The sequence below is a fragment of the Gordonia sp. UBA5067 genome, from assembly GCF_002414845.1.
In the GTDB taxonomy this organism is placed as follows: domain Bacteria; phylum Actinomycetota; class Actinomycetes; order Mycobacteriales; family Mycobacteriaceae; genus Gordonia; species Gordonia defluvii.
In genome coordinates this window covers 25,224-49,533 of sequence record NZ_DIAX01000085.1, presented here as the reverse complement: position 1 = coordinate 49,533, position 24,310 = coordinate 25,224, and the positions used below count along the sequence as shown (strand labels likewise).

Annotated in this window: 24 protein-coding genes, 1 tRNA gene and 1 other RNA gene; 14 read left to right on the top strand and 12 right to left on the bottom strand. The window is 67.3% G+C overall.

The window, feature by feature from the left end; genetic code table 11:
- Position 1 precedes the first annotated feature (1 nt).
- Together B4M62_RS14070 and B4M62_RS14065 are read right to left on the bottom strand one after the other, a co-directional pair.
- Positions 2–361, bottom strand: a complete 360-nt coding sequence (locus B4M62_RS14070) for an NADH-quinone oxidoreductase subunit A (RefSeq protein ID WP_290714153.1) — start codon at positions 359–361, stop codon at positions 2–4.
- Between the two features lie 163 nt (positions 362–524).
- Positions 525–944 (bottom strand): hypothetical protein, encoded by a 420-nt coding sequence (locus tag B4M62_RS14065; RefSeq protein WP_414651855.1) that lies wholly within the window; start codon positions 942–944, stop codon positions 525–527.
- 42 nt (positions 945–986) lie between these two features.
- Between B4M62_RS14065 and B4M62_RS14060 the strand changes: the two genes are divergently transcribed.
- Complete coding sequence (locus tag B4M62_RS14060) at positions 987–2,066, top strand: FAD-dependent monooxygenase (protein WP_290714149.1); 1,080 nt, start codon at positions 987–989, stop codon at positions 2,064–2,066.
- 59 nt (positions 2,067–2,125) lie between these two features.
- On the opposite strand, the gene B4M62_RS14055 is transcribed toward B4M62_RS14060, so the two are convergent.
- Entirely contained in the window at positions 2,126–3,223 is a 1,098-nt protein-coding gene (locus B4M62_RS14055; RefSeq protein ID WP_290714146.1) for a D-alanine--D-alanine ligase family protein, read from the bottom strand.
- A gap of 67 nt (positions 3,224–3,290) precedes the next feature.
- On the opposite strand from B4M62_RS14055, the gene B4M62_RS14050 reads away from it, so the two are divergent.
- On the top strand, positions 3,291–4,625 hold the full coding sequence (locus tag B4M62_RS14050) for a UDP-N-acetylmuramoyl-tripeptide--D-alanyl-D-alanine ligase (protein WP_290714145.1): 1,335 nt from the start codon (positions 3,291–3,293) through the stop codon (positions 4,623–4,625).
- 7 nt (positions 4,626–4,632) lie between these two features.
- Here the strand turns inward: B4M62_RS14050 and B4M62_RS14045 are convergent, their stop codons facing one another.
- A complete protein-coding gene (locus tag B4M62_RS14045; protein WP_290714143.1) occupies positions 4,633–6,306 on the bottom strand; it encodes an alpha/beta hydrolase in 1,674 nt (557 codons plus the stop codon).
- Positions 6,307–6,412: 106 nt separating this feature from the next.
- Entirely contained in the window at positions 6,413–6,916 is a 504-nt protein-coding gene (locus tag B4M62_RS14040) for a hypothetical protein (protein ID WP_290714141.1), read from the bottom strand.
- Positions 6,917–6,984: 68 nt separating this feature from the next.
- Between B4M62_RS14040 and tgt the strand changes: the two genes are divergently transcribed.
- A complete protein-coding gene (gene tgt, locus B4M62_RS14035; RefSeq protein WP_290714139.1) occupies positions 6,985–8,220 on the top strand; it encodes a tRNA guanosine(34) transglycosylase Tgt in 1,236 nt (411 codons plus the stop codon).
- Here the strand turns inward: tgt and gluQRS are convergent.
- A complete protein-coding gene (gene gluQRS / locus B4M62_RS14030) occupies positions 8,211–9,119 on the bottom strand; it encodes a tRNA glutamyl-Q(34) synthetase GluQRS (RefSeq protein WP_290714137.1) in 909 nt (302 codons plus the stop codon). The genes tgt and gluQRS overlap by 10 nt on opposite strands.
- A gap of 49 nt (positions 9,120–9,168) precedes the next feature.
- Here gluQRS and B4M62_RS14025 point away from each other — a divergent pair, with 49 nt between their 5' ends.
- The 4 genes from B4M62_RS14025 to B4M62_RS14010 all read left to right on the top strand — a co-directional run bounded on the left by B4M62_RS14025 (position 9,169) and on the right by B4M62_RS14010 (position 12,808).
- Positions 9,169–10,221: an ATP-dependent DNA ligase gene (locus tag B4M62_RS14025; protein WP_290714135.1), complete on the top strand. Its 1,053-nt coding sequence runs from the start codon at positions 9,169–9,171 to the stop codon at positions 10,219–10,221.
- Positions 10,221–11,330: a DNA polymerase domain-containing protein gene (locus B4M62_RS14020; protein ID WP_290714133.1), complete on the top strand. Its 1,110-nt coding sequence runs from the start codon at positions 10,221–10,223 to the stop codon at positions 11,328–11,330. The genes B4M62_RS14025 and B4M62_RS14020 overlap by 1 nt, the downstream gene beginning before the upstream one ends.
- A gap of 37 nt (positions 11,331–11,367) precedes the next feature.
- A complete protein-coding gene (locus tag B4M62_RS14015) occupies positions 11,368–12,318 on the top strand; it encodes an LLM class F420-dependent oxidoreductase (protein ID WP_290714131.1) in 951 nt (316 codons plus the stop codon).
- Between the two features lie 94 nt (positions 12,319–12,412).
- Positions 12,413–12,808 carry a hypothetical protein gene (locus B4M62_RS14010; protein WP_290714129.1) on the top strand — a complete coding sequence of 132 codons (396 nt, stop codon included), beginning with the start codon at positions 12,413–12,415 and terminating at the stop codon, positions 12,806–12,808.
- On the opposite strand, the gene B4M62_RS14005 is transcribed toward B4M62_RS14010, so the two are convergent.
- The 4 genes from B4M62_RS14005 to B4M62_RS13990 form a co-directional block, all read right to left on the bottom strand.
- Positions 12,805–13,224, bottom strand: coding sequence for a hypothetical protein (locus B4M62_RS14005; protein WP_290714127.1), 420 nt, complete (start codon positions 13,222–13,224; stop codon positions 12,805–12,807). The genes B4M62_RS14010 and B4M62_RS14005 overlap by 4 nt on opposite strands.
- A 16-nt stretch (positions 13,225–13,240) precedes the next feature.
- Positions 13,241–13,711 carry a hypothetical protein gene (locus tag B4M62_RS14000; RefSeq protein WP_290714125.1) on the bottom strand — a complete coding sequence of 157 codons (471 nt, stop codon included), beginning with the start codon at positions 13,709–13,711 and terminating at the stop codon, positions 13,241–13,243.
- A gap of 106 nt (positions 13,712–13,817) precedes the next feature.
- Positions 13,818–14,237 (bottom strand): hypothetical protein, encoded by a 420-nt coding sequence (locus B4M62_RS13995; RefSeq protein WP_290714123.1) that lies wholly within the window; start codon positions 14,235–14,237, stop codon positions 13,818–13,820.
- Positions 14,238–14,358: 121 nt separating this feature from the next.
- Positions 14,359–14,444 (bottom strand) — tRNA-Ser (locus B4M62_RS13990).
- 117 nt (positions 14,445–14,561) lie between these two features.
- Between B4M62_RS13990 and ffs the strand changes: the two genes are divergently transcribed.
- From ffs to B4M62_RS13970, 4 genes are all read left to right on the top strand, one after another.
- Positions 14,562–14,658, top strand: an RNA gene (gene ffs, locus B4M62_RS13985) — signal recognition particle sRNA small type.
- 29 nt (positions 14,659–14,687) lie between these two features.
- Positions 14,688–15,962, top strand: a complete 1,275-nt coding sequence (locus tag B4M62_RS13980) for an aminotransferase class I/II-fold pyridoxal phosphate-dependent enzyme (protein ID WP_290714229.1) — start codon at positions 14,688–14,690, stop codon at positions 15,960–15,962.
- A 94-nt stretch (positions 15,963–16,056) separates the two neighbouring features.
- On the top strand, positions 16,057–17,313 hold the full coding sequence (locus tag B4M62_RS13975; RefSeq protein ID WP_290714228.1) for a glycosyltransferase 87 family protein: 1,257 nt from the start codon (positions 16,057–16,059) through the stop codon (positions 17,311–17,313).
- 9 nt (positions 17,314–17,322) lie between these two features.
- Positions 17,323–19,428: a DNA polymerase III subunit gamma and tau gene (locus tag B4M62_RS13970; RefSeq protein WP_290714121.1), complete on the top strand. Its 2,106-nt coding sequence runs from the start codon at positions 17,323–17,325 to the stop codon at positions 19,426–19,428.
- A gap of 26 nt (positions 19,429–19,454) precedes the next feature.
- On the opposite strand, the gene B4M62_RS13965 is transcribed toward B4M62_RS13970, so the two are convergent.
- Both B4M62_RS13965 and B4M62_RS13960 read right to left on the bottom strand, forming a co-directional pair.
- Positions 19,455–20,762, bottom strand: coding sequence for a class I SAM-dependent methyltransferase (locus tag B4M62_RS13965; RefSeq protein WP_290714119.1), 1,308 nt, complete (start codon positions 20,760–20,762; stop codon positions 19,455–19,457).
- Positions 20,759–22,204, bottom strand: coding sequence for an FAD-binding oxidoreductase (locus tag B4M62_RS13960; RefSeq protein WP_290714117.1), 1,446 nt, complete (start codon positions 22,202–22,204; stop codon positions 20,759–20,761). The genes B4M62_RS13965 and B4M62_RS13960 overlap by 4 nt, the downstream gene beginning before the upstream one ends.
- 72 nt (positions 22,205–22,276) lie before the next feature.
- On the opposite strand from B4M62_RS13960, the gene B4M62_RS13955 reads away from it, so the two are divergent.
- The 3 genes from B4M62_RS13955 to B4M62_RS13945 are packed head-to-tail and all read left to right on the top strand — an operon-like array spanning position 22,277 to position 24,295.
- Positions 22,277–22,714: an SRPBCC family protein gene (locus B4M62_RS13955; protein ID WP_290714227.1), complete on the top strand. Its 438-nt coding sequence runs from the start codon at positions 22,277–22,279 to the stop codon at positions 22,712–22,714.
- A gap of 56 nt (positions 22,715–22,770) precedes the next feature.
- Positions 22,771–23,616 (top strand): pseudouridine synthase, encoded by an 846-nt coding sequence (locus B4M62_RS13950; protein WP_290714115.1) that lies wholly within the window; start codon positions 22,771–22,773, stop codon positions 23,614–23,616.
- A gap of 55 nt (positions 23,617–23,671) precedes the next feature.
- The gene (locus B4M62_RS13945; protein ID WP_290714113.1) at positions 23,672–24,295 is read left to right on the top strand and encodes a vitamin K epoxide reductase family protein; all 624 of its coding nucleotides are present in this window, start codon (positions 23,672–23,674) and stop codon (positions 24,293–24,295) included.
- Positions 24,296–24,310: the final 15 nt, after the last annotated feature.

The window sequence follows — 24,310 nt, the reverse complement described above, 5'->3', positions numbered from 1 at the left end:
GTCAGTCCCACCTCAGTCCGCCGCGACGCCATTCGTAGGCGTAGGCGACGGACACGTTGACGACGAACAGGGCCATCGCGGCCAGCCCGAACCAGCCGAGGGAGTCGAAGGCGACGGCCCACGGATATAGGAAGACGATCTCGATGTCGAAGATGATGAACAACATCGCGGTGAGGTAGTACTTCACCGGAATCCGTTGCACCGCACGGTCTTGCGGCAATGGTTCGATTCCGCACTCGTAGGCCTCGAGCTTGGCGCGGTTGGCGCGCCGGGGCCCGACGAAGGTCGCTGCCCCGATCGAGAACACGGCGAACGCAGCAGCAATCCCGCCGAGTACGAGGATTGGTAGATAGGCGTTCATGTGGGTATCGCCTCCGCGACGGGAGTGGCTGTGTGATGTGTCTCTCACACTACTCATGACGGCCCGGTTGCGTGTCCGCGGTCACACAATCCCGCCGAGTGGGCACCTCATCCTCGCCGAGTGGGCACCTCGTTCGTACCGAGTGGGCAGGCGGAGGCGGGGACTAGGTCCGTGTCCGGATCAATTCGGTCATCGTCGTCCCGAGTTCAATTGCGTCGACGGGCAGCGTCGCCGTCGCGTCGGCGCGTGACCAGTCGGCCAGCCACCGATCAGCTTGGCGAGCAATGAGGACGAGCAACAGTGGGCACGGCTCGTACTCGTCGCGGATCTGTTTGGCCAGTCCCAGCCCACCGATCGGAGCCGCCTCGCCGTCGAGAATCAGGACATCGATCTGGTTCTGATCGAGTTTGTCCAGTACGGCGGGCCCGGTGGCCAGCTCGGTGAGGGCGAGTTCGGGCAGGTCGGGATGAAGGGTGGTCCCGACGGCCGTGATGACGTGCTCGCGGGTGCGCGCGTTGGGCGAATAGACACCGACGCGCAACGCGATACGGGGCGATTCCGGTGCGGCACTCACGGGCCCGATGCTAGCCGCGCATGGTCGTCGATGATGACACAATGGGAGACCATGCCCAGTCTCACGCGGCCGCGCGCCGCTGTCGTCGGGGGCGGGATCTGTGGTCTTGCCGCAGCAGTTGCCCTGACCCGGCGCGGCTGGGATGTCGTGGTATTCGAGGAGACTCCCAGTGTCGTGGTCGGCGCCGGGATCACGATCTGGTCAAACGGGATCGCCGTCCTCACCGTGCTGGGTGTCGCCGACGGGGTGCGGGCGCTGGCGAATGACATGCCGCGAGTGCGGATTCTCCAGTCGTCGGGCCGCGAACTCATGCGGCAATGCAGCGCCCCCGGCGAAATGCTGGCGCTGCACCGGCGTGATCTCAACGCGGCACTGGTGGACGGGCTCGACGACGGCGTCGTCCGCCCGGCTACGCGTGCGACGGTGGTCGATGTCCGACGGGGGATCGTTGCGGCGGACGGCCGGGAGGAGTCCTTCAACCTCGTCGTCGCTGCCGACGGTGTGCACAGCCAGACGCGGCTGCAGTGGTGGCCGGAAGCGGGCGGCGAGCGCGACTGCGGTATCCGGGCGTGGCGGGCGGTCGTCGACGGTGCTACCGACGAGGCCATCAACGTGTGGGGCTCTTCCGGGGAGTGTGGAATCCTGCCGCTACCCGGCGATACGACCTATGTGTTCGGGGCATCGCGTGGTCGGGCGCGGGAGAAGGGATTGGCTCACTTCGACGGCTGGATCGAGCCGGTGCCGGCAATGCTGGCGGCGATCGGCGAGCCGATCGTGCATGACCTCACCGAGCTGGCTCCGGTTCGCTCGCCCGTCAAAGGACGCACGGTCTTGGTCGGCGACGCCGCTCACGCCATGCGGCCGCACCTCGGCCAGGGCGCGGGTCTGTCGCTTGAAGATGCCGTCGTGCTGGCGCAGCACTGCACGTCATCAGGGGAATTCGATGGTGTGGGCTTCACGGCCGCGCGTCGTCGACGGTGGGCGACTGTCGCCTGGATGGCCCGTCGAGCGACGCCGATGATGATGCCGGCAAACCGCTTTGCCGGACTGCCGCAAACCTTTGCATCGATTCTGCCCGACCGCATGATGTTGTCGCTGACCGATCGGATCGCGAGTTGGCGGCCGAATTAGGTGCCCACTCGGCGGGGTTGGGGTGCCCACTCGGCGGGGTTGGGGTGCCCACTCGGCGGTTAGTGGGCGGTGGAGAAGGCCGACCGCCGCGTATGGGCCTCGATGGCCAGCGCGACGAGCCGATCGATGAGATCGGAATACGCCAGCCCCGTCGCCGCCCACATCTTCGGGTACATCGACGCGGGGGTGAACCCGGGAATCGTGTTCACCTCATTGAGGAGCCAACCTCGGCCAGGGCCGTCGCGGTACGACTCCTCGTAGAAGAAGTCGACGCGGGCCAACCCTTGGCACCGCAGTGCCCGGTAGCAGCGGATGGCCAGCTCACGAACCTCGTCGACGGCCGAGTCGGGTAGTTTCGCGGGGATCTGCAGGGCCGCGTTGCCGGTGACGTACTTGTCGTCGTAGTCGTAGAACTCCGAGCCGGGCAGAATCTCGCCGGGCAGCGACGCCTCCGGCCGCGTGTTGCCGAGCACCGCCACCTCGATCTCGCGGGCAGTGATGCCCTCCTCGATGACCAGCACGTCGTCGTAGGCGAGCGCCGTCTGCAAAGCGACGGCCAGCTCGGCCTCGTCGTGCGCTTTGGAGATCCCGACCGAGGAACCCATGTTTGCCGGCTTGACGAAGACCGGGAGTCCTAGTTCGTCGACCGCGGAGTTGATGGTTCGTTGCTCATCGTCGATCCCGTTGCGGTGCTCGATCCACCGGCATTGCGGGATTCCGCGGTGCGCCGCAACATCTTTGGCCATTGCCTTGTCCATGCACAGCGCCGATCCGAGGACGCCCGACCCGACGTAGGCAACATTGAGCAGTTCGAGCAGACCCTGAATGGTGCCGTCCTCCCCGTGGGGACCGTGCAGCAGGGGCAGGACGACGGTGGGGGCGTCGCCACCGCCGCGCAGGATGGCCAGCGGTTCGACGGTCGGCCCTTCGGGAGCGAGCGCGTGGCCCAGCGGATCGCCTGCCGCGAGGGCGGCAACGGTGGCGGTGGGCGAGACCCATGTGCCGTCGCGGGTGATCCCGATCGGCACCAGCGTGTAGCGGGACCGGTCTACCGCGGCGAGGACGTGTGCCGCGCTGATGCAGGAGATGTCGTGCTCGGCGGAGGCCCCCCCGAACAGGACGACGAGGCGCACGGTGGTCGCGGCGGCGTCGGGCATGGCCGCAACCTTACGGGGGTGGAAGAACCGATGCGAGCCGGCCCTGATCGTCGCGTAGCGTGGATGTGTGAAATTCACTTCGGCAGAGATCGCCGCGGCAACAGGGGGCACGGCGACCGGTGCCGACGTCACCGTCACGGGGGCGGGTATCGACTCGCGCACCCTGGAACCCGGCCAGCTATTCGTCCCGATCGTCGCCGAGCGCGACGGTCACGAGTTTCTGGCGGCGGCGTTGGCTGCCGGGGCGCCCGCCTTCCTCACCAGCCGCGATGGCATTGTCCCGGCCGACGGCGTCGCGGCGATCCGGGTCGCCGATACCGCGCTCGCCCTGCAAGACCTCGGACGGTCGGCCCGTGCCCGGATCGGTGCGAGGGTCGTCGGCGTGACCGGTTCGGTGGGCAAGACGTCGACGAAGGATCTGTTGGCCGGGGTATTGCAGACCACCTATCGCACCGCGGCGAGCGAGAAGTCGTTCAACAACGAGCTGGGCCTGCCGCTGACGCTGTTCGGGGCCGACGACGGCACCGAGGCGGCCGTGCTGGAGATGGGGGCGCGCGGCGTCGGGCACATCGCGACGCTGTGTGAGATCGCCCAACCCACGGTCGGGGTGCTGACCCGGGTCGAAGGGGTGCACCTGGAAAACTTCGGGTCCCTCGAAGCGGTCGCGCAGACCAAGGGTGAGCTCGTGGAGGCCCTGCCCGCCGCGGGGATTGCCGTCCTCAACGCCGACGACCCGAATGTCGCCGCGATGGCCGCGCGCACACGGGCGCGCGTGCTGACCTACAGCGCGCGCGGTGGTACCGCCGACCTGACTGCCAGCGGGGTCACGCTTGATGCCGGCTTGCGCGCCTCGTTCACCCTGCACTCCCCGTGGGGGAGCATCCCGATTCGGCTGGGGGCACGCGGAGAACACCAGGTCGGCAACGCCTTGGCCGCCGCGGCCGCCGGGGCCGGGCTCGGCGTCGAACTCGAGAAGGTCGCCGAGGGGCTCTACGCGGCCGCGTTGTCGGGGCTCCGGATGGAGCTGGTGCAGACCGCAACCGGGTTCACCGTCATCAACGACGCGTACAACGCCAATCCAACCTCGATGGCCGCTGCACTGCGCGCGCTGGCCCGGGTCGACGCCGTGCGCCGTGTCGCCGTACTCGGCACGATGGCCGAGCTGGGAGCGGATTCGGCGGCGGCCCATCGGGAGGTCGCCGAGCTGGCGTTGTCGCTGGGCATCGCCGTCGTCGCCGTCGACGAGCCGCGCTACGGCGACGACGTCGAGCATGTCGATGACGCGCAGGCGGCCGCCGACCACGTCACCGGGCTCGGTGGTCCACTGGCCCTGCTCGTCAAGGGGAGCCGTGTCGCGGCGCTGGAGCGGGTTGTCGAGTTGCTCGACGCCGGGCGTCGTTGACGCTTGCCTAGAAGTCCCGGTCGAGGAGCGGCAGCAGGCGGCGGGTTTTCTCATCGGTCCACCCGGGCGGCTGAAGAATCTTCGCCCAGGCATACGGAATCGAGCGCAGATAGTGGTGCCCGTGGCCGTCGGGCACGTCGACGGCGACGGCCATGTCGGCTGAGACCTGCAGGAAGGTGACGACGGGAATCCAGTGCGTTGAGTGGAGCACATCGCGACCGCGCTTCTCCTTGAGCCAGTCGGGTTCGCGGAACAGCAGCGACGGATTCCACCAGGTGATCGGGTCCGACGCATGCTGGTTGTAGACGACTCGGGCGTGATCCCACGGTGCATTCGGCCGGACGAGGTCGCCCTCGTCGGCGATGAATCGGGCGAACTGACCGTCGCCGAAGATGGGGAGCCACTCGGGTGAACCGGCGTCGCGGTTGCGCGTCGTGTCCAGCCACAGTTGGTTGTTGAAGGTGGGCCCGGTGAACAGGGCGCCGTCGGTACGGGCAGCGATCGTCGGGACGGAACCGAACGGCGACTCGCCGGCGAAGCTGCCCAGTGACTCGCCAAAGACCACAAGCTTGGGGCGGTGTGCTTCGGGCATCGCCCGGACCCGTGCGCTCACCTTCTCGAACAGCAGCATGCCGGCCTGGCGTGCGCGTTCCTTGTCGACCAGGAACGAGATCCAGCTCGGCAGGTACGAGTACTGCATCGACACCAGGGCGGTGTCGCCGTTGTACATGTATTCCAGTGAATCGATGTAGCCCTTGTTGAGCCAGCCGCTGCCGGTGGTCGAACCGACGGCGACGATCTTGCGATTGAGGCCGCCGGTGCGTTCGAGTTCGCGCACCGCGGCGTCGGCGACCCCTTCGAGGGTGGGCGCGCTGTCAAGGCCGGCGAATACGCGGATCGGTTCCATCGCAGGCACTCCGTTGAACCTGGTCAACTGGGCAACGGTCGGCCCGTCAGCGACGTTGGACCGACCCTCCCGGCCCAGTGAGTCCCAGCTCACCGTCGAGTCCGGGCCGCCCGAACGCAGCGGCGACGTGGGTGCGGAAACGTCGGCCTTGGTCTCGTCGTTGGCAGCGGAGAACGTGCTGTTCAACACGCGCATCACGTTCTCGACGAGTACACCGTTGACCAGCGCCACGGTCAGTCCGACCGCGATGGCGCCGCCGGCAACGCTGGCCATCCGCGGTGGGACGAAGCCGCGCAGCCATCGGACAACGGCACCGACCGCCCGGGACCAGGCCTTGCCGATAACCATCAGCAGAAGGAACACGATGAGTGCGACGCCGAGGATCTCCGGGATCGCGCGCAGGCCGATGCGCTCGACGCCCATGAGGTCGCGCAAGTCGTTCTGCCAACGGACATACCAGTAGAGCATGAGGGTGGCATCCCAGACGGCGATGAACGCGAGGGCCCACCACCAAAAGCGCTGTGGCCGGCGCCACGGCTCATCCCGCGACACCATGAAGCGGGCCAGCCAGGTGAGGAAGGCGCCGATGGCGTAGCCGATGGCGGCCGCACCGCCCGAGACGACGCCCTGGAAGAACCAGCCGCGCGGCAACAACGATGGGGTGGCCGATGCGAGCAGCAGAAGCATCGCGCCGACCATGCCGCCGTACGAGACGGACGTGAAGTGCTGGCGCATCGTTCGCCGCGGGGTGGGCGACGTCTTCGTACCCGGCATGGTGATCCTTCGGTTGGCGACCCCCGGCAGTCGGGGACCCGGTCAACCTACCAAGGCCACTCGGTCGGTCTTCGTTGTTGGCGGCCGGACGCCGCGCCGAGTCGAGTCAGTTGGGCAGCTGGAAGACGAACGCGTCGTCGCCCTTGGCGCATGCGGCGAGGATGTTCTCGGCCGTCGACGGGCCACAGGTCCACCCGTCAACGGTCTGCTTCTGGCCGCTGGCGATCATCGGGCCGTATTCGTGGGCCACCTTTTTCGCGGTGCCGCAGTCGACCTTGCCCTGGAGGACGACCAACTCGAGCGCACCGTCCGGGCCGCGGGTGGCGCCGCACTTGGTGCCGGGAACGTCGGGGATATGGCGGTCGGCGGGGACCGACGCCGGTGGGGCGACCTGTGCGGGGTTCGGGCCGGGAACGACGGCGACACCCGATTCGGTGGGGGCGGAGGGAAGACTCGACGACGCGGTGGCACTCGCAGCGGAGGTGGCGCTGGCAGCGGCGGGCGTCGGGCTGTCGTTGCTGCCGCAGCCGAGTAGCACCACGGCCGCCACACCGGCGGTGGCCGCAGTGCCGACGACGCGTGCGATCAGGGTCTTCGTGGAGGCCAACATGGATCCAGGGTAACGAAGCACCCCTTAACTTTTGATGAATGCCAGGACTGCCTGCGACAATGCCCGTCGTGACTGCTGCAGCGACCCGGTTCACCGTCGGCACCCGATTGGCCTCGGGTTTGGGCCGGACGGGGGTGATTTCGACTCCCCACGGCGACATCGCGACGCCGGCCTTCGTGCCCGTCGGGACCAAGGCGACCGTAAAGACCGTCGTCCCCGAGGCCGTCGCCGAGCTCGGCGCGCAGGCGGTGCTGGCCAACGCCTATCACCTCTACCTGCAGCCGGGTCCGGCGATCGTGGACGCGGCCGGGGGGCTGGGCGCCTTCATGAACTGGCCGGGGCCGACGTATACCGACAGCGGCGGGTTCCAGGTCATGTCGCTGGGCGTCGGATTCAAGAAGGTCATCGAGATGTCGGCCGGACATGTCCCCGACGACGAGAAGACCGCCGCCGGTAGGGAGCGTCTCGCAGCCGTCGATGATGACGGGGTGACCTTCAAGTCGCACATCGACGGGTCGGCGCACCGGTTCACCCCCGAGCTGTCGATGCAGATCCAGCATCAACTCGGCGCCGACATCATCTTCGCCTTCGATGAGCTGACAACGCTGATGAACACCCGCACCTACCAGGAGAGTTCGTTGGAGCGCACCCGGCGGTGGGCGATTCGTTGCCTGGCCGAGCACAATCGGCTGTCGGTGGCGCGCGCCGATCGTCCGCAGCAATCGTTGTGGGGCGTGATCCAGGGCGCGCAGTACGAGGACTTGCGCCGCAAGGCGGCACGCGACCTTGCTGAACTTGGTGCGCGAGACGAGCGCGAGGGGGGCAAGGGCTTCGGCGGCTTCGGGGTTGGCGGCGCGCTCGAGAAGGAGAACCTCGGGACGATCGTGGGGTGGGTGAATTCCGAACTGCCGCACGACAAGCCGAAGCATCTGTTGGGTATCAGCGAGCCGGACGACATCTTCGTCGCGATCGAGAACGGGATCGACACCTTCGACTGTGTCTCGCCCACCCGGGTGGCGCGCAACGGTGCGATCTACACCCGCGACGGTCGCGTCAACATCACCAATGCCCGCTTCCGCAGCGACTTTGCGCCACTCGATGCCGAGTTGACGAACTATACGACCCAGTACTCGCGGGCCTATCTGCATCACCTGTTCCGTGCGAAGGAGGGCCTCGGGCCGACGCTGGCCACCCTGCACAACCTCTCGTTCGTCATCGAACTCGTCGACGGTGCACGTCGTGCGATCGAGGCCGGCCGGTATGAGGAGTATCGGGACGAGTTTCTCGGGCGGTACTACCGATGATCCTGGCGTGGCCCGGGAAAGACCCAGGGTTCGCGCGGGAGTGCGGCAGGAGCAAAGCGGTCGAGCAGCAGTGCCGCGGCGACCGATTCGCCGCTCGTCGCGAGCCGGAGGGACCGGGCCATGAGGTTGAGCACGTCCACCGGTGAAACTCCCTGAGCGGCAAGGTCTTTCAAGGTAACTGCGCCGTCGCGCTTGGCCAGCCGCACCCCCTCGGCGTTGACCACCAACGGCACGTGGGCATACCGCGGCGGAGTGTGACCCAACACAGTCGCCAAGTACGCCTGGCGGGGAGCGGACGTCAGCAGGTCATCGCCGCGGACAACCTGGTCGATGCCCGATTCGGCATCGTCGACGACGACGGCCAGGTTGTAGGCCGGCGTTCCATCACCGCGCTGCAAGACGAAGTCGTCGACCGGGCCGGTAAAGCTGCCGTGCAGTTCATCGTGCACGGTGAACCCGGTGACGCCGGCACGCAGCCGGATCGCGGGCGGTCGGCCCGTCCGCCGCTCGCTGCGCTGAGCCTCGGACAAGCGCAGACAGGTGCCCGGGTACGCGCCCTCCGGCGCGTGCGGCGCCCGCGGGGCGTCGAGGATCTCGCGCCGGGTGCAGTAGCACTCGAACGTCCGGCCCGCCGCGGTGAGCTCGGCGATGATCTGCGCGTATCGATCGCGACGCGTGGACTGGTACAGCACGTGGCCATCCCAATCGAGCCCCAGCGCGGCGAGGTCGGCGAGCTGACGGTCGGCGGCGCCGGCGATGCTGCGACCGTCGAGGTCTTCCATCCGGATCAGGAACCGGCGGCCGCTGCGGCGGGCGAACAGCCACGCGAGCAGCGCCGTGCGCAGGTTCCCAACGTGCAGGTCTCCAGATGGGGAGGGGGCGTAGCGTCCAGCTGGCACATCGGCAACCCTAGTGCGCTGGCGGATGCCAGGTGGAACGATGAAGCCCGTGGACCTTCCGGTGAACCCGCCCATCGCGCCGATGCTGGCCAAGGCTGTCGCGAGCGTTCCGCCGCAGCCGGAAGGGACACCAACGTGGCTTTATGAGCCCAAATGGGACGGGTTCCGGGTACTGATCTTCCGGGACGGAGACGAGGTCGCGATGGCCTCTCGTGGCGGCAAGGATCTTGCCCGGTATTTCCCGGAGGTCGTCGCGGCGGCGCGCGCGGAGCTGCCGGACAGAGTGGTACTCGACGGCGAGATCGGCGTTCCGCGTCTTTTCGGCGACGTCCACCGTCTCGACTGGGATGCGCTGAGCCAGCGCATTCACCCCGCGAAGTCGCGCATCGACATGCTCGCCGAGAAGACGCCGGCACTGGTGGTGGGCTTCGACGCGCTCGCGTTGGGTGACGCCGACCTGATGGGGGAGCCGTTCGAGGTTCGGCGCGCGGCGCTGTTGGCGGCCGTCGCCGGCCGGCCGAACACGCGAACGATCCGGGCCAGCCGCGTCACCGACGACACCGGAGTCGCCCAGCGCTGGTTCTCCGCTTTCGAAGGGGCCGGTCTGGACGGGATCGTGGCCAAGGACCGCGGCGCGCGCTACCTGCCGGGCAAGCGCGAGATGGTCAAGGTCAAGCACAAACGCACCGCCGACTGCGTCGTCATCGGCTACCGCGTCCACAAGAGTGGCCGCGGCGTGGGCTCGCTGCTGCTGGGGCTCTACGGCGACGACGGCGACATCGCGATGGTGGGCGGTTCCAGTGCGTTCTCGGACGCCAAGCGTCTCGAACTACAGGACCTCCTCGAGCCGATGCGCCTCGATCCCGGCCAACCGCGCCCCGGCGAGCCGACCCGCTGGCGACAGGCCGGCACCGGCGAGTTCTATCCCGTCCGTCCCGATCTCGTCGCCGAGTTCGCGTACGACCAGATGGAGAACGGGCGCTTTCGGCATACCGTGAAATTCCTGCGGTGGCGCCCCGATCGCGAACCGCAGTCGTGCCGCTACGGCCAGCTTGAGGTGCCGCTCGGATACGACCTGTATTCGGTTCTGGAGGAGCTCTGATGTCCAGTCCGGCGACCGAGGTGGACGTCGACGGCGTGGCCGTCCGGCTGACCAGCCCCGACAAGGTCTTCTTCCCCGACCTGGGCGGCGGCGGTCGCAAGCTCGCGATGTTCGACTACTACGTGCGGATGGCCGGCACGTCCGCGGAACCGGGCCCGCTCTTGCGTGCGCTGCACCGCCGGCCCACCTTCCTGCAGCGGTTTCCCGACGGCATCACCGGCGACGAGGTCTATCAAAAGCATTTACCGAAGAAGCACCCCGACTATCTGCATGCCACGTTGATCGAGTTCCCGTCACAGCGGACCGGCCACGCGTTGTGCCCGACAGTGCCCGCCGACATCGCCTGGGCGGCTCAGATGGGCACCGTCACGTTCCACTCGTGGCCGACCGTCGACGACGGGACCGAAGACCCGAACAATCACCCCGATCAGCTCCGCATCGACCTCGATCCGCCGCCGGTGAGCGGCGCCGATTCTTCCAGCGCCGCTCGAGCGTTCGACGTGGTGCGCGGGGTCGCACTCGACGTGGTCGAACCGGTCCTGCGGGAACTGGGGCTGCCCGGGTTTGTGAAGACCTCGGGTAGCCGCGGGGTCCACGTTTTCATTCCGATCGTGCCGCAGTGGGACTTCATCGCCACCCGGCGTGCGGTGATCGCGCTCGGCCTGGAGATGGAGCGCCGTGCGCCCGACCGCATCACGATGTCGTGGTGGAAGGAGGAGCGCGGCGACCGGGTGTTCATCGACTACAACCAGAACGCCCGCGACCGCTCCATGGCGTCGGCCTACTCGGTGCGGCGCAGTGTCAACGCCCAGGTCTCGACACCGGTGACGTGGGATGAACTCGCCGACGTCGATCCGACGGCGCTCACGATGGCCACCGTCGGCGATCTCGTCGCGGAGCGCGGTGATCCCTGGGTCGACATGGCCGCTGCCGCCGTCGGCATCGAACCGCTGTTGGAGATGGTCGCCCGCGACGATGCGGACGGTCTCGGCGACCTGCCCTATCCGCCCAACTTTCCGAAAATGCCGGGGGAACCGCCCCGTGTCCAGCCGAGCCGCAAGGTGCCCGAGAACTGGGACCGTTGGGGTCATCGCCGGACCAAGGGTTAGGCCCGCCAGCGCGGATCTCGCGCGTAGGGTGGCAGGCGTGACTCGACTCGGCTATCAGATACCCAACTTCACCTATCCGGGCGTGCCGGCCGATCGCCTGTTCGACACCATCGTCGCCCAGGCGCGAGAGGCCGACGAGTCCGGCTTCGACACCGTCGCGGTGATGGACCACTTCTACCAGTTGCCGATGATCGGCACCGCCGACCGCGAGATGATCGAGTGCTACACACTGTTGTCTGCCCTCGCGCAGCACACCTCGCGGGTTCGACTGTCCGCCTTGGTGACTGGCAACACCTACCGGGCGCCGGCGTTGTTGGCCAAGACGGTCACCGCCCTCGACCTGGTGTCCGGGGGGCGGGCCCAACTCGGTATCGGTGCCGGATGGTTCGAACAGGAGCATGACTCCCTGGGCTTCGAGTTCGGCACTTTCACCGACCGATTTGAGCGTCTCGAGGAGTCGTTGCACATTGTGCTCGGCATGCTTCGTGGCGAGCGGCCCAGCATCGACGGCAAGTGGTACCAGGTCCGCGACGCCATCAACAGTCCGGGCCCGCTGTCACCGATCCCGGTGATGATCGGTGGCGGCGGCGAACGGAAGACGTTGCGCCTGGTCGCCCAGTATGCCGATGAGTCGAATCTGATTTGTGCGCCCGAGGACGTCCCCCGCAAACTCGCGGCGCTCGACGAGCACTGCGGCCGATTGGGCCGCGACCGGTCTGAGATCACCGTCAGTCTGCAGACATACGCGTGTATTGCGCCGACCCATGACGAGGCCATCGCCGATCTGGATGCCTATATCGAGCGAAACCCGGATGCCGCCGCCCGCCGGGACACCCTGGTGGTCGGCTCGCCCGCGGAGATCCGGGCCCGCTACGAAGACTTGCGCGCCACCGGCGTCGACGGTTTCACGGTCAGCCTGATGGCCAACGGTCACATTCCGGGTCGGGTGACGCTCCTCGGTGAGACGCTGGCGCCCGTCGTCGGGTAGCGGCGATTCAGGTAGTCGGGTAGTCGGGTACTCGTGCCGGACGGTAGCGGCCGGCTTACGTTCATGAGGTCCATCCCCGACCCGAGGACTGATCATGAAGCTCATCGCAATCGTGCCCGGTTTCGCCGCCGTCGCGGTGGCGGCAGGCCTCCCGGCGGTCAGCCTGCCGGCCGCCAATGCCGCCCCCAGCGTCGAGTTCTCCTCCCAGAATGGGCAGATCGTCGGTACGGCACGTGGCATGCGGACCATGCCGAAGGACTGTTTGCTGTCGCGGGAACTTCGCGCCGATGTCGACGGACCGCTGAGTACGCTCTCGTCGGACAGCAGGCTCACCAATGGTGCGCAGGGAAGCGTCACCGGTAGTCAGATCACGTTGCGCACCAAGCGGCTGCCGCCGGGCTGGTACGAGGTGATCATGTCGTGCAGCTATCCGGACCACGGGTTCAACCGGATCGAGGTGACGCGAGCCAGTCGCGTCTACAACACCTAGCCGGTGGCCGGGATGCGGAGCTCGCCGGTGCGGAAGGCCAGCAGATGGTCCTGCATTCGGCAGGTGAGCCGCACCGGGTAGGTGCCCGGCGGCTTCGGCACCGAGCGGGCCGTGGCCGACGTTCCCAACTCATACTTCTCATAGAGTGCCTGCCAGGCCCGAACACCCAGCGAGCCGAACATGGGGTCGCCGAAATAGCCCTCGAAGAGGCAGACCTTTTCGCCCTTCGGCAGATCGGTCACGGTAAACACCAGGCGTGACTGTTCGGTTGAGAACGTGACATGGGGTTTCGTCTGCGGGATGGGGAAGGCCGGCGGTGGGATCGACGGCGGCGCCGCCGCCACGAGCGGCGACCCCCACATTCCGGCGACCGCCGTCATCGCAAACAGGTAGGTCGCGATTCGCCTCACCATCATCCCCCGTGATTCGGTTCTACTCTTGCACGGCCGGCTGGTTCTGGCCGTGCTGGTTGTTGGTGGCTGGTTGGTTCTGCGGTTGTGCGGTGACCCGCAGGGTGCCCTCGTCGTCGGCGATGATGGCCCGCGTCCCGCCCTGACTGTCGGCCAGGCAGAAGAAGCGCACGCGATAGGTGCCTGCGCTCAGCGGAGACGACTTAAGGGTGACCCCACTGCTGGTCGAGCGGCGTTCAGCGATCGGAACCGCGCTGTCGCCGCCGATTGACCCGGTCGGCATTTGCCGGTCACGGACACTGCGCTGAAAGGTGCAGGTCTTTGCGCCGCTGCGCAGAGCTGACGCAGTGCCGACCAGACTGTGCCCGGAGACCGAGAACTTGACTCGGGCAACCGGCTGCGGATCGGCATTCGCCGCCGGAGTGGCGAGGAGGGTGATTCCGGTGGCCGCAGCGGCGGCGGAGACGGCAAACGTTGAAAAGGCCTTGTACATCGTCTTCCTCCGAGCGTTGCGTTGACGCCTTGAAACTACTCCATGAGCGGCCGATCGGAGGGCACCCAGCGAAACGTTTGATCCTCGATCACCCTCTCGGGGTGAGCTACGGGCTCGGGGCCCGATGCTGCGGCGTCGTCGTCACCCGGATCCACTCCTGGTCGACGGCGACGATGCCGGACATTCCGGTCTTGGGGTTCTTGATGAAGCAGGACATCCGCACGAGGTAGCGGCCCGGCGGCAGCGGGCGCGAGGTGATGGTGACGGCGTCCGCCGGCGTGCTGCGCTGGCCGACCGTCACCATGTCATTGCCGAACGATCCGATGATCGGACCAGGGTCGGGATTGCTGCGATCAAAACCACACGACTTCGTGCCCGCCGGCAGGTGGGTCGCGGTGCCAACCAGCTGGTGGCCGTCGACGCTGAACGTGACGGTCGGGGGCGTGACGGCGGTGGCGGGTGGCGTCCCGAGCGCCCAGCCGGACGCCGCGGCGGCGACGATGATTGCAGAGACGGTCTTGCGCATGGAATTGCACCTCTCGGAAGGGCTCAGATGTCCTGAAGCTACCGCACCGAAGGCTGCCATACGGCGAAAGCCCGGCCAGCAGCCGGGCTTTCGGGTGATGGCTGCGGGCCATCACCGAGGGCGGAGGATAGGGGATTCGAACCCCTGAGGGCTATTAACCCAACCCGCGTTCCAGGCGAGCGCCATAGGCCACTAGGCGAATCCTCCAGGGACTGGAGGTCTCTCCAGTGCTCAGCAGATGATAGCGGTGCACATCGGGGAAACCCAAAAGCGGCGCCTTCGCGACCTCGGGTCGAACTGGCCCGGCGCACCGTCTACACTTGGGGCCGGATCCCGCGCGGCGTGCATCCTGTGAACTCCCCCAGGGCCGGAAGGCAGCAAGGGTCAACGGGCTCTCTCGGGTGCGCGGGGTCCGCTAATCTTGCCGACTCCATGCGAGAGGCCGCGGCCGTGAACTACCACTCGAGAAGTCCCGCCGAACTCCGCGACATCCGCGACGATCTCCGCCTCAAGTACCGGGACCTGCTGGCCGCCGGGCTCACCTTGGACATCACGCGCGGCAAACCGGCACCGGAGCAACTCGACCTTTCCAACGAGCTGTTGCACCTGCCGGGGGACGACTTTCGGGCGCCCGGCGGAACCGACTGCCGCAACTACGGCGGGGTGAACGGCTTGCCCGAGTTGCGCGAGGTCTTCGCGCCGCTGTTCGGCATCGCGCCGGAGAACCTGATCGCCGAGGGCAACTCGAGCCTCGACCTCATGCACGACCTGACGGTCTTCGGCCTGCTGCACGGGCCGCTGGGCGCAGACCGGCCGTGGTCGGCGGGTCCGATCAAATTCCTCTGCCCGGTTCCCGGATACGACCGCCACTTCGCGATCACCGAGAGCTACGGCATCGAGATGATCCCGGTTCCGATGCGACCGGACGGGCCCGACGTCGAGGTGTGCGCGGAGTTGGTCGCCCGAGATCCCTCGATCAAGGGCATGTGGCTGGTGCCGACATACTCGAACCCGAGCGGCGCAACGGTGAGCGACGAGGTGGCCCGCGCTTTGCTGTCCATGCCGGCCGCCGACGATTTCCGCATCTACTGGGACAATGCGTATGCCGTGCACACGCTGGTCGACGCCCCGCCCGAACCGCTGCGCGTTGTGGAGATGGCCGCCGAAGCAGGACACCCCGACCGGGTGTACGCGTTCGGATCGACGTCGAAGATCTCGTTTGCCGGTGCCGGCGTGGCGTTCTTCGGGGCGTCGCCGGCAAACCTCGACTGGTTCCGCAGGTACCTGTCGGTCAAGACCATTGGGCCGGACAAGGTCAATCAACTTCGCCACCTGCGGTTCTTCCCCGACACCGAATCGGTGCGCGCCCATATGGCCCGCCACCGCGCCATCCTCGCACCCAAGTTCCAGGCCGTGCTCGACATCCTCGATGACCGGCTCGCCGGGTCGAAGATCGCATCGTGGACGCGGCCCGAGGGCGGATACTTCATCAGCATCGACGTCCTGGACGGGACCGCCGCCCGCACGGTGGCGCTGGCGAAGGACGCCGGCATTGCGCTGACGGCGGCTGGGGCGACGTTCCCGTATCGCCGTGACCCCAACGACGAGAACATCCGGATCGCGCCGAGCTTTCCCGGCGTTGATGAGCTGCGGATCGCGATGGACGGATTTGCGACCTGTGCGCTACTCGCCGCCACCGAGTCGATGCTGGGGTACGAAGCCTGACGGTTCGCAGTCAGGGTTCGGTGGGTCGATTCGTGGTGGACGTGGCACGGTGGGACGTGTGAGTAATTCGGTGGCGCGCCCTCAGCGGGTGCTGATGGTCGTCGGCGTCGTCGTTGTCGCGGCGATCGCGCTGTTGATCCAGAACGCGATCGTGCCGTTCGCGAAGCCGTTCTGGGGCTTGTTCGACAACCAGCTAGACCTCGGCGTCTATCGGGCCGGTGCGCAGACTGTGCTCGACGGACATCGGCTCTACGATGCGAAGCTGCTGGGCCAGATGGACTACACCTACACGCCGTTCTCCATCATCGGGTTTGTCCCGTTCGCGTGGATGCCGATGGCGGTGGCGCGGGTCGTGTGGAGTGCGGGCATCCTGGTGGCGCTCTATCTGACGATCATGATCAGCTTTCGCAGCCTCGGGCGCACGGCAACGTGGCCGCTGCGAGCGGTCGCTGCCGCGCTGGTCGCGGTGATGATGCTCCTCGAACCGGTCCGGACCACCATCTGGTACGGCCAGATCAACGTCTTCCTCATGCTGGTGATCCTCGCCGACCTGCTGCGCGGCGACGATGCCCGGCTGCGGGGTGCGGCGACTGGGTTCACCGCGGGGATCAAGCTCACGCCGATGTTGTTCGCCGTCTACCTGCTGATTGTGCGCAAGACCAGGCCTGCGCTTGGCGTCGTGGCCGGGTTTGTCGCGTCGGTGCTGATCGGTTTCGCGATCTTGCCGTCGACCTCATGGGAGTACTGGACCTCGAAGCTGCAGGACTCCAACCGGGTTGGCACACCGCAGACTCCCGGCAACCAGTCGATTCGTGGCTTCCTGGCGAACCTCTGGACAACCAATACCCCCAGTTCGGCGTGGTGGGTCCTGCTGGCGGGGCTCGGGCTGGTGCTCGGGATGGGGGCGGCGCTCGTCGCGCACCGGGCCGGGCAGGAACTGCTGGCGCTATCGGTGGTGGGCATGACGTCATGTGCGATCTCGCCGATGGCGTGGGGGCACCACTGGGTCTGGTTCGTGCCGCTGGCGGTCTTCGCGCTGAACTGGGCCGCCGACTCATCCCGGTCAATCGCGTCGCGGGTCGCACTGGGACTGTTGTCTGCTGGCGGCTTTGCCGCAGCGTTCTCCTGGCGCACCTACCTCGGCTACGCGACGTGGCAGTTCAACCAGACTCGCGACGACGCCTATCTCATTGGACTGTTCTTCAAGCACGGTTCGGTCGGCTGGCTCGACTGGTTCGTCTATGAGCCGTACATCTGGATTTTCGTCGTGACGTGCGTGGGCATCCTGGTGGCCGGCGCATCCCGCCTGCGGTCCGCCACACCCGGGACCGCCGTCGGGCCGCACCGGTAGGCTCGTCGCGTGGCCCTGTATCGCACCTATCGTCCGGCAACCTTCGCCGAAGTCGTCGGACAGGACCACGTCACCGATCCGTTGGGACGGGCGCTTGACACCGGCCGGATCAACCACGCCTACCTCTTCTCTGGGCCACGCGGGTGTGGCAAGACCTCGTCGGCGCGCATTCTCGCCCGGTCCCTGAACTGCGAGCAGGGACCGACGTCGACGCCCTGCGGGGTGTGCGACTCCTGTGTCGCGCTCGGGCCGGGCGGGCCGGGCAATCTGGACGTGATCGAGCTCGACGCAGCCAGTCACGGCGGCGTCGACGACACCCGCGAATTGCGCGACCGGGCGTTCTTCACGCCGGCTCAATCCCGCTTCCGGGTGTTCATCATTGATGAAGCACACATGGTGACCAACGCCGGGTTCAACGCGTTGCTGAAGATCGTCGAGGAGCCGCCCGAGCACCTGATCTTTGTGTTCGCCACGACCGAACCGGAGAAGGTGTTGCCGACGATCCGGTCGCGGACGCACCACTACCCGTTCCGGTTGCTGGCCCCGCCGGTCATGCGGGGTCTACTCGAGAGCATCTGCGCGCGGGAGGGGGTCACCGTCGCCTCCGAGGTCTATCCGCTGGTCATTCGGGCCGGCGGCGGCTCGCCGCGCGATTCGCTGTCGATCCTCGACCAGTTGCTGGCTGGTGCCGGGGACGGCGGGGTGACCTATGACCGTGCGATGGCGTTGTTGGGAGTGACCGATGTGGCGCTCATCGACGAGGCGGTCGATGCGCTGGCCGTCGGTGACGGGGCCGGTCTGTTCGGGGCGGTGGAGGCCGTCGTCAATGCCGGGCACGACGCTCGGCGGTTCGCCATCGACCTGCTCGAGCGCTTGCGCGATCTCATCCTGCTGCAGGCGGTGCCCGAGGCGGCCGAGCGCGGACTGGTCGAGGCGCCCGGCGAGGAGGTCGCGAAGATGCGGGCGCAGATCGACCGGCTGGGCCCGGCGATGCTGACCCGGTCGGCCGAGACCGTGCACGCCGCCCTCGGCGAGATGCGCGGTACCACGTCACCGCGCTTGCTGCTCGAAGTGATGTGTGCGCGCTTGCTGTTGCCGCAGACTTTGGTCGGCGACGCCCCGCTACTCGCGCGCATTGAGCGACTCGAGGCGGGGGTACCGGTGGCGCCCACCGGCGCCACCGCCGCGGCGTCCACCGGGGCGCCGGCGCCCGCACCGGCACCGCCGCCCGACGACGCGCCGTTGAAGTTCACCCGTAAGTCGCAGCGCCCGCCCTCCGACGCCGAGCCGACACCGGTTGCCGACCCGACGGTTGAGCCGGTGGTCCAGCCCGAACCGACACAGGAGTCGGTTGAGTCGGCGCCACAACCCGAGCCGGAACCGGCACAGGAGTCGGTTGAGCCGGCGCCACAACCCGAGCCGGAACCGGCACAGGAGTCGGTTGAGCCGGAACCGGCACAGGAGTCGGTTGAGCCGGAGCCAGACCCCGAGCCGGAACCCGTACCGGTTGAGGCCGAGCCGGAACCGATCCCACCGGTGGAGTCGCCCACGGCAGCAGCGGAGGGGCTGACGCTGGAGGAGGTGCAGCGCCGGTTCGGGGAGGTGCGTGCCGCCATGCGGGAGCACTCACCAGTCTTCGAAGCGATGCTCAGCGGGGCCTTTATCCACCATGTCGGCGGCACGATCGTGACGATGGGGCACACTGCCGAGGCATTGGCCACCAGGTTGTCCCAAGAGGAGCGCGCCCAGGCGTTGCGCGCCTCCTTCGTGAAGGTGTTCGGCACCGACCTCGACGTGCGAATCGTCCACGCGCAGCCGTCGGCCGGCCCCGCCGCGGCGGGGAAGGCGCCGGTGACTGCAACGCAGCCCGTCAAGCAGGCCTACCGCCGGCCCAGCCGTGGTGACGCCGTGGGCCATTCGGAAGAGTCGGTCCCCGAGCCCGAGGAGCCCTCTCCACCGGAGCCCAGGCCCGATGAGGAGATCTCCGATGCCGAGCGCGATGAAATGGTCGCGCAGGCGCACGACACATCATCGGCCGCGCCGATCCGCGACCCAGACGAGGTTGCGCTCGAGTTATTGCAGACCGAACTGGGCGCCCGTCTGCTCGACCCGTAGAACACGACGCCCGGTCCGAGTGGCCCCTAGGGCGTCCACCAGGGGCGTAAGGGGAGCTGGGACCGTCCGTTGCGGCCGACCTTGACCGCCAACACATGGTGGAGCTGGATGGTGTCGCGCTCGAAGCCGATTCGGCAGCCGGCCATGTAAAGCCCCCATAGCCGGGCAGTTCCCTCGCCGACCTCGGCGACCGCGTCGTCCCAGTTGGCGACGAGGTTGGCATTCCAGTCGCGCAGCGTCATCGCATAGTGATCGCGGAAGTTCTCGGTGTGGACCACCTCGAGCCGCCCCACATCCTGCAGCCTGGAAATGATCGTCCCCGAACCGGTCAACTCCCCGTCGGGGAAGACGTAGCGGTCGATGAATGCCCCGGCCTTATTCGACTTTGTATTGTCCGGGCGGGTGATGCAATGGTTGAGCAGCAGGCCGCCGTCGCGCAGCTTGTCGCGCAGGAAGGTGAAGTAGGCAGGGTAGTTGTGCACGCCGATGTGCTCGGTCAACCCGATCGAAGAGACGGCGTCGAAGCCGGCTTCGGCGACGTCGCGGTAGTCGGCATGGCGGACCTCGGCCAGGTCGCCGAGACCTTCGTCGTCGATCGCGCGTTGTGCCCAGTGCGCCTGCTCGGCCGACAGGGTCACACCGATCGCCGCAACGCCGCGCCGTGCGGCATAGCGCACCATTGCGCCCCACCCGCAGCCGACATCGAGCAGGCGGTCGCCGGGCTGGAGCGCCAGCTTGTCAAAGATCAGCCGGTACTTATTCTCCTGTGCGTCCTCCAGACTGGCGTCGGCATCGGGGTACACGGCGCACGTGTAGGTCATCGACGGTCCGAGGACCCATCGGTAGAAGGCGTTGGACACGTCGTAGTGGTGGTGGATGACCTCGGCGTCACGGGTCTTGCTGTGCCGCAGTCCTTCGGCGAACCGCCGCCACCGCGGCAACGCTTCCTGTGGTGGGGGCGCGATCGGTTTGAAGTGCTCCAGCCCGATTCCCCGGGCGATCTGGGCCATCTCCAGCGGCGACGGCTTGGTGAACGAGAGGTCCTCGGCCAACGCCTGCAGCGCCCCATAGGGATCGCCGGGGTGGGCGCCGACGAGGTCGAGGTCGCCGGCGACGTAGGCGCGCGCGAGTCCGAGGTCGCCGGGCGCCGTGACGAGATAGGTGGTGCCGCGCGGCGTCTTCAGGTCGACGCCGAAGGCGGCGTCCGGCGGGCCGACGGAACTGCCGTCGTAGGCCGTCAGCCGAACCTTCGGGTCGCTGCCGAGGAAGATTTCGAAGACCTTCGCGAGGGGGAGATGGTCGGGCGAGGCGATTGCCTCTCGGATTGTTGTCATTGACTCTTCACCGCCTTGGAATACAGGTCGAGCAAACGGGATTGGGGGTCATATTTCGCCTTTAGTTCGGCGTATCGCCGGCCGCCGTACAACTCGTCGAACTCCGCCGGGGAGTAGAACGACTCCGAGTACAGGGATTTGTGGCCGTCGAGGGTGGCGACCTTCTGCTCAATCAACCGGTTGGCGCGGCCCGGCTCACCAGGGGTCGCCGGGATTGCAGACCAGAAGCCGATGTTCACGTAACTGCGGTCCGGGGCCAACGGGTACAGCGGCCACGGACGATCGGAAGCGGCGGCGACGACGCGGGCAGTCGCCCGGTCTGCGGTGGGTTGGGCAGACCGAAGTCGTAGGGGGCACAACCAGATCGGTTCGATCGGCACATTCGTGAGGAACCACTCCAGAAACTGGACGGTCCGATCAATCGGCACCTCGATGTCCTGTACGACACGTTCGCCGGGTGGCCTTCCCCGGCGGGCGCTCAGCCGGTCGCCGATGGTGAAGCGCTGGTCCAGCGCGATCAGCTGCCAATAGAAGCTGCTGCGGAGCCAGCGTCGTGGCCAGAACCGGCGAATCTTCGGATTCTGTGTGCCGAAAGCGCGGGAACACCAGAACCAGTCGGTGTCCCAGCGCCACACGTAATCCAGTGTCGTCAGCCGGTCGGGTTTCGGGGTCGCCGACGGCTCGTGCTGGATGGACCGGTAGTAGATGTCGTCGCCGGTGTAATCGCTGAGCGGAATCGATTCGTCGTCGGTCTGGCGACCGAGAATCAGATACGACTCGGTCGACGAGAAAACGACGCCGTCGAGGTAGTCGACACCGGACCCGTCGTAGGCCCGGTCGTCGACGATCCGCGACATCGCCAACACCAGCGAAGAGAGGTCGGTGAACCGCAGGTGGCGTAGTTCGACGAACCGTTTCACCGGTTCCAGCTCGATCTTCAACCGAACCGAATAGCCAAGCGTTCCATACGAATTGGGGAACCCGAAGAACAGGTCGGCGTGCTCATTGGTGGGGGTGGCGGTGACGACTTCGCCCCCGCCGGTGAGGATGTCGATCTCAACGACGGACTCATGAGGTAAGCCGTTGCGGAATGATGTCGACTCGATACCCAGGCCGGTGACCGCACCGCCCAGGGTGATTGTCTTCAACTGCGGGACCACCAGCGGCACCAGGCCAACCGCCAGGGTTGCCGCGACGAGGGTCTCATAGGTGCACATTCCCGCCACCTCGGCTGTCCGGGCGACGGGGTCGATCGAGATGACCCCGCCCAGACCGGACACGTCCAGGCCCGGATGGGGATTGCGTTCGCGTCGCCGGAACAGGTTCGACGTCTTCTTCGCCAGCCGTACCGTCCCGTCGGCCGGAATGGCGCGGTAGCTCTCGAGCAGTCGCGCCACGCCCTGCTCGTAGCCTGAAGGACCCGTCTCCACGTTCACAGCCATCACCAACTAGCCTAGGTTCGAAACGCGATGACCGCGAGTACTTGCCGCGGCAACCACCCCGAGGAGAACCGAATGGCGCAGGTTACCGCCACCCAGTCCGTCGAGATCAACGCTTCGCCTGAGGCGGTTCTTGCCGCGCTTACCGATTACACGACCGTGCGCCCGGCGATCCTGCCGGCGAACTACCGTGACTACGCGGTGCGCTCGGGCGGCACCGGCAACGGCACCGAGGTCCACTGGATCCTGCAGGCCACCGAGAAGCGTCAGCGCGACGTGCAGGCCACCGTCGTCGTCGCCGACTCCACAGTCACCGAGACCGACGCCAACTCGTCGATGGTGACGAGCTACACCGTCGCGCCGAGCGGCGCCGGTTCGCGTGTTACCACCACGACCTCCTGGCAGGGGGCCGGCGGCGTCGGCGGCTTCTTCGAGAAGACCTTCGCACCCAAGGGCCTCAACCGCATTCAGGCGGCGCTACTGGGCAACCTGAAGTCGCGGTTGGAGAACTGAGCCGCCGTCGTCGACCCAGTCCACTCCCGCCGCGCGCGGGAGTGGATGCGACGCGGGTGATCCTGCGCGCCGACGAGTCGGTCAGCGTCCTCCAGGCGCTGCTGGCACTGCCGGTCGGGATCGAGGTGGGGCCGACCGGCCTGGCCGACCGCGCCGATGCGGGTGAACTCGTCGATATCGACGGCCGGCCGGTGGCGCTGGAGTCGCCGGCGCGACGCAATGCCGCGGTGTTCCTCTACCGCGATCTGCCCGACGAGGTACCCGTTCCGTTCGGCCTCGAGATCCTCTTCGACGACGAGAACCTCGTCGTCGTCGACAAACCCCACTTCCTCGCCACCATGCCGCGCGGGCGCCACGTCGCGCAGACGGCACTCGTGCGATTGCGTCGCGAACTGGGCAACGACGACCTCGCGCCGGTGCACCGGTTGGACCGCCTGACGGCCGGAGTGTTGATGTTCACCCGGCGACCACAGGTGCGGGCCGCCTACCAGGATCTGTTCGCCCGTCGGCAGGTGCGCAAGGAGTATTGGGCCCGCAGCACCGAGCCGGGGGAGCGGTTGCGCACGGGTGCGCAGGTGGCGAACCGCATCGAGAAGCGCGCCGGGGATTTGCGTGCGCGCGTCGTCGACGGCCCGGTGAACGCGATCAGCCGCATCACGCGAGTCGACAACGGGTTCCGGCTTGTGCCGGAGACCGGTCGTACGCATCAACTGCGGCTGCACATGGCCGGGCTGGGCGTGCCCATCGTCGATGACCCGCTGTACCCCGATGTGCGCTCGGAACTGGCCGCGCTGCCCGACCGGGGCGACTTCTCCCGCCCCCTCCAACTGGTGGCTACCAAACTGGCCTTCACCGATCCGCTCACCGGCGTACAGCAGCGCTTTTCCTCACGCTGGGCCTAAGGGCCCGCCACGGTGCCCGTTCCCGCATCCGGGGCGCGCCGGTAGTCTCGTCGACGTGACTGAACCCGAGACTGTTCCCGAGATCGATCAGACCGGCCGCGGCGAGTTCTGGACTCGTGCGGCTGCGTGGGTGATGGTGATCGGGGGCGTGATCGGCCTGGCGGCGTCGTCCATCCTCACCATCGAGAAGCTGGAGCTCCTCGCCAACCCGGCCTACAAGCCGTCGTGCAGCATCAACCCGGTGATGGCGTGCAGTCCGGTGATGAACTCGTGGCAGGCGAGTCTTTTCGGGTTCCCCAATCCGCTGATCGGTATCGCGGCGTTCGCGGTGGTGGTGACGCTCGGCGTGGGCATTCTTTCTGGTTCCCGCTTCACCAGGTGGATCTGGATCGGGTTGCAGGCCGCCGTTGTGGTCAGCGTGGTCTTCGTGCACTGGCTGATCTATTCGAGCCTGTACGACATCGGCAAACTCTGCATCTACTGCATGGTCGTGTGGGCGGTGACGATTGCGCTCGCCGTCGTGATCACGGTCCGCAATCTGCTGGTGGCGACACCGGCGCCGTCGCGCGTGCTCAGCACCGTGGCAACCTATGTCCCGATCATCATCGCGGTCTGGTACCTACTCATTGCCGGGGCCATCCTCGACCGGTTCTGGGACTACTGGTCCACGCTGGTCTAGCGTCCCGGAATTCGC